This window comes from Phenylobacterium sp., assembly GCF_036263695.1.
In the GTDB taxonomy this organism is placed as follows: Bacteria; Pseudomonadota; Alphaproteobacteria; order Caulobacterales; family Caulobacteraceae; genus Phenylobacterium.
In genome coordinates, this window is the sequence record NZ_DATAGM010000480.1 from 1 (window position 1) to 5,084 (window position 5,084).

Genomic DNA, 5,084 nt, shown 5'->3' on the forward strand with positions numbered 1-5,084 from the left:
GAAGGCCGCGGGGCCGAGTCCGTTCTCCGACTGGAAGAGGGCGTAGGCCTCCTTCTGGACCTGCTCCACCTCCGGGCCGGCGTTGAACACGTAGACGGCCGTGCGGCCGTCGCGCCAGCGCACGTCCCCGGCGGCGTAGCCGAGCATGCGGTCCTTCAGCTGGGGCCAAGGGGTTCCGGTCGCTGGCAGGTTCGATCTCAAGATTGCGCCCCCTCCGTCTCGGCGCTCGCGCGCCGATCCACCTCCCCCGCCCTCTGCGGGCCGGGGGAGGAGCTTATGAATTAGATCCTCCCCCGCAGCGCAGACTGCGGGGGAGAATACCGCGAAGCGGTGAAGAGGGCGCTTGAGCCCCATCACGCCATCGCGTGCTCGCGCTTGACGATGTCTTCGGCGATGCGGCCGGTGACTTCCGCCATGTGGTCGAACTCGGCGATGTAGTCGCCCAGGCCCTGGGTGAGCCCGCGCAGCTCGGCGATCAGGTCCTGCCGCTCACTCTCGGGCAGATAGACCGCGATCTCGTCCCAGCCGGCCCAGCCTTCCCTCGGGTGGAAGCCGAGGATCTGGCCGCGCCGGGCCGAGATCGCCGCGGTGATCCGCGCGGTCGCAGACGAGGGCGCGTGGATGATCAGCTTCTCGATAGGCTCCAGCAGATAGCTGGCGCACTGCTTCAGCCCGTCGCTCATGGCCAGCCGCCCGGCGGCTCGGAAAGCCATTTCCGAGGAGTCCACTGAGTGGTAGCTGCCGTCGATCAGGCAGACGTCCACGTCCACCACGGGGAAGCCCAGCGGGCCCTTCTGGGCCGCGTCCCGCACCCCCTGCTCGACGGCGGGGATCCACTGCTTGGGCACCACCCCGCCGGTGATCCGCTGCGAGAAGACGACGCCCGAGCCCGGCGCCCCCGGCTTGATCTCGATAATCACGTCGCCGAACTGGCCGTGGCCGCCGGTCTGCTTCTTGTGCCGGCCGTGCTGGGTGACGCCTTTTCGGATGCTCTCGCGGTAGGAGACCTTGGGCCTGGCGACCTGCGCCTCGACCCCGAACCGCCGCTTCAGCCGCTCGAGGGTGATCGCCAGGTGCGCCTCGCCCTGACCCGCCAGCAGGTGCTCCTGGGTGATCGGGTTTTGGGTCAGACGGAGCGTCCGGTCCTCTTCCACCAGCTTGGCCAGGGCGCCGGAAAGGCGGACGTCGTCCTTATGCTCCTTGGCAGAGATGGCCATGCAGTAGAGGGCCGCGGGCTCCCCCGCCTCGACCAGCGCCTTGCGGGCCTTGCCGTCGATCGACAGCACCTGGCCGGCCACGGCCTGGTCCAGCTTGGCGATGGCGGCCACCTCGCCACGGTCCACGTGGTCGACCTTCTTCGTCGCCGCGCCGTCGAGCCGGAAGAGGCCGCCGGGCCGGGCCCGCTGGCCCTCGGAGTCGGTCAGCTCGTCGCTGTCCCTCAGCGTCCCGTCCATCACCCGGGCGAAGGTCAGCTTGCCGGCCTGACCGGCGTACGAGGTGCGGAAGGCGTAGGCGCACGGCCCGTCCAGCCCCAGCCGCTCGGCGGCGCGGGAGACGTCCGGCGTCTCGTGGCGCAGGGCCTTCAAGAGCCGGCGCACGCCGAACGAATTCAGCGCCGAGCCGAAGAAGACCGGTACGATCAGCCCCTCGTTCATCTCCTTCACCAGGTCCGAGAACACCTCGTCCTGGCTCGGCGTGAGGTCGGAGAGCAGCTCTTCCATCAGGGTGTCGTCGTAGTCGGCCAGCTGCTCCAGCATGTGGAAGCGGGCCTCGGCCTCCTGGGCGACGATGTCCTCGGGCAGGTCGATGCGCTCGGAGGGCTGGCCCGGCCGATAGACGAAGGCGCGCTCCAGCGCCAGGTCCACGAAGCCGGTCACCTGCTCGCCTTTGAACAGCGGGATCTGGCGCGCGACGATAGGCGCCGAGCTGATCGGCGCCAGGGCTTCCAAGAGGCCGTCCAGGGGCCCGTGCGCCTGGTCGATGCGGTTTATGAACACGGCGTGCGGCACCCCCAGCCGCTCCAGCGATTTGAAGATCGGCTGCAGCAAGGGGGCCTTTTCGGGATGGGAGTCGGCGACGATGATCGCCAGGTCGACGGCCGGCAGCACCCCGTCGGCGGAGGCGCAGAACTCGGTCGCGCCGGGGCAGTCGAAGACGGCGTAGCGGTCGCCCATGAACTCGAAGGCGGCCAGGTTGAGCTCGACGGACTGGCCGCGTTTCCGGGCCTCCGGGCTGGCGTCGCCCACACTGGATCCGGCGTCGACGCTTCCCTGCCGAGGGATGGCCCCGCTGGCGAACATCATCGCTTCCAGAAGGGTGGTCTTGCCGGCGCCTGCAGCGCCGACCAGGGCGATGGCGCGCGTGGCGCCCGGCTTAGTGCCGGCCATGGTCTCGTCCTCCATCAATATCGGACGCCGGCTCGTTCAGTGGCCGGCCGATGGCAGGATGCTCCACCCGCGGGCGGGATCGCGCAAGGAGGAACCGCGCGGGCCCTACCAGAGCGTCTTGAGCGCGAAGACTCCGCGCCAGTCGTCGCGGTCGAGGAAGGGCAGCGGGTTGGAGAGCGCCTTGGCCGCCTCCAGCTCGAGCAGGAAGCGCTGGCGGTAGGCGGCGCGAACGCCCAGCCCGACCGAGCCGAGGTCCGCGTCCACGGTGGGGAAGCCGAGACGCGCGCGGTACCAGATGCGGCCGCCGTCCACGAATCCGTAGGCCTCCGAGCTGGCGAAATCGGGCGCCAGGCCGGGCGGGCGCCAGGCCAGTTCCGCGGAGCCTGCATAGCCGTAGTCGCCGGCGACGATGGAGGCCTCGTAGGCCCGCCCGAACTCTTCGCCGCCGAGGGCGAACTGCTCCGAGGCCGGCAGCCGGTCGTCGGTCCACTGGCCCGCTGCGTTGAGCCGCAGGATCACCCGGTCGCCGACGTAGCTGGTGAAGCGGGCCCGGGCGTTCAGCTTGACGAAGTCGATGTCGGTAATGGCCGGGTTCAGGGTGCGGGCGCCGAAGGCGTCGAGGCCGACGCTGCCGGTCGCCGCCGCGTAGGCCAGCCGCCGGTCGCTCTGCCAGGTGTAGGCGGCCGCGGCGCGGAGGGCGCGGGTCCGCTCGTCGGAGAAGGTGGCCCCCAGGAAGGCGTTGTCGGCGTCGATCCCGTCCAGTCCCAGGCTGACGTAGAGGTCCCGGTCATAGCTGCGGATCAGCGGGTGGGTGATGACCACGCCGCCGGAGGTGGCCCGGCCGCGGATCGGCACGCCGGCCGGCCGGGTGCGCAGATGCCCGGCGCTGAGCTGCACGGTCGTGCCGTCGTCGTTCAGCGGCGCCAGGTGGCTGGCGGCGTAGTACTGGAACCGCTCGGTATCGGTCGGCGTGGCGTAGGTCAGCCGGGTCTGGTCGCCGCCCTGCAGCAAGCTGTTGAGGTAGAGGTCGGCGGAGAGCTGGGTGCGTCCCAGGAAGGCGGTCCCGCGGTTGTTCGCCGCCAGCCCCAGCTGGACGGGTCTGGGCTGGATGTCGAGCTCGAGCCGCACCGCCTCGGGATCGGCGCCGGTCATCAGCCGCATGCCGCTGCGCAGGCCCGGGATGTCCCGCACCAGCGAGACGTAGCGCTGTAGGGTCGAGCGTCGCAGCGGCCGCTCGTCGCCGATCCGTGCGAGGTAGGCCTCCGCCTGCTCGCGGGCCTTGCTCCCCTCGCCGCCGCGCACCTGCACCGCTTCGATCCAGCCCTCCAGCGCCTGCATCCGGACGCGGCCGTCGGCGAAATCCTGCCCGGGGACCACGACGGTGTAGATCGCCACGTCGCTGCGCTCGTAGGCGGCCACGATGGCGTCGGTGAGCTGCTCGAGTTGGGCGCCGTCCATCGTGCGACCGACGAAGGGGCGCCAGGCCGCCTCCAGCTGCGCCGGCGGCAGGCTCGAGCCCTCGACGGTAACTGAGGCCAGGGTGAAGGGGGCGACTTGCGGGAGGCTCTGCGTCGCCGCCCCGGCTTGCGGCGTCTGCTCGAGACGCTCGCGCGGCGGCGGCGGCGTCTGGTCGACCCGCCCTTCGGGAACGACCACCGACGGGCTTTGCGCGAACGCCGCCGTTGGCGCGGCGGCGATGCTCAGGACCAAGGGCAGGAGGAAGTGGCGTCGCATGTTGCAGTCCGTTGTGGTGCGCTCTGTCAGCCGCCGAGGCCGCCCAAGAGGGTCGTGAGCGGTGTGGAGCCGGGGACGCCGCCCGGCGCCGCGGGCGTAAGCGGCGGCGTCGATGCGTTCATGGTCGCACCCAACACGCCTGCGCCCAGGTTGGCGGCGCCGACCGACGGGGTCGCGCTCACGCCGACTGGCGGCAGGCCCGCGTTCAAGCCGCCGATCGGTGTCGCTGCGCCCAGGCTGGCGCCGGGCAGCGTGGCCCCAATAGGCGCAGGGCCCCCGATAGTTGCGGAGGGCAGCGAGGCGGTGAGGCCGCCGCCCGGCAGGGTCGCGCCCACGCCCGCCCCAGGGAGGGTGGCGGCGCCCGGGCCGGGGCCGCCGACGGTGGCGGGGGTGACGCCTGCAGTCACGCCCGCTCCAGGTGAGCCCGCCGCGACGCTGGCGCCTGGTGACGTCACTGCTACCGGCGAGCCACCCCCGCCGCTCCCGACACGGCCGCCCTGCAGCTGCGCGGAGGCCGCAGCGCTTGCCCCGCGCGGCAGCAGGGCAGCGTTGATGAGGCCCGGCGAGGGGCCGGCGCGCACGGCGCCGCCCGGACCGAAGGCCGGGCCGGCGCCGGGAAGCATGGCGTTGCCCTTGGCGACCAGCACCTGGCCGGTGGCCGCCGCAGCGACCAACGGCGCCTCGGCCTCGGCGTTGGCTGCGGCTTCGTCATCGTCACTCGCGGACGAGCCCTGGCCGGCGAAATGGACGGGCCTACCCGTGGCGCAACTGGCCAGCATCAGCGCCAGTGCAGCCCCGAGCAGAGGAAGGTTTGAACGGCGCATCGCTTTGGAGACCTTGGTTATCCCCCGATAGAGCGATGCTGCCGCCGGATCGTTCCGTCAACACTAAAGGATTGCCGAGCCTGAGGAATTAGGGCGACGAAGGGGCTTCGAGAGCCTGGTTCAGCCGGTCGGTGAGATC

The 5,084-nt window shown here is 71.6% G+C and carries 3 protein-coding genes; all 3 read right to left on the minus strand.

The window, feature by feature from the left end:
* Positions 1–353: 353 nt before the first annotated feature.
* Positions 354–2,387 carry an elongation factor G gene (locus VHK87_RS19215; RefSeq protein WP_329636506.1) on the minus strand — a complete coding sequence of 678 codons (2,034 nt, stop codon included), beginning with the start codon at positions 2,385–2,387 and terminating at the stop codon, positions 354–356.
* Between the two features lie 105 nt (positions 2,388–2,492).
* Positions 2,493–4,121, minus strand: coding sequence for a ShlB/FhaC/HecB family hemolysin secretion/activation protein (locus VHK87_RS19220; RefSeq protein WP_329636507.1), 1,629 nt, complete (start codon positions 4,119–4,121; stop codon positions 2,493–2,495).
* Positions 4,122–4,147: 26 nt separating this feature from the next.
* On the minus strand, positions 4,148–4,945 hold the full coding sequence (locus VHK87_RS19225) for a hypothetical protein (RefSeq protein ID WP_329636508.1): 798 nt from the start codon (positions 4,943–4,945) through the stop codon (positions 4,148–4,150).
* Between the last annotated feature and the right edge of the window lie 139 nt (positions 4,946–5,084).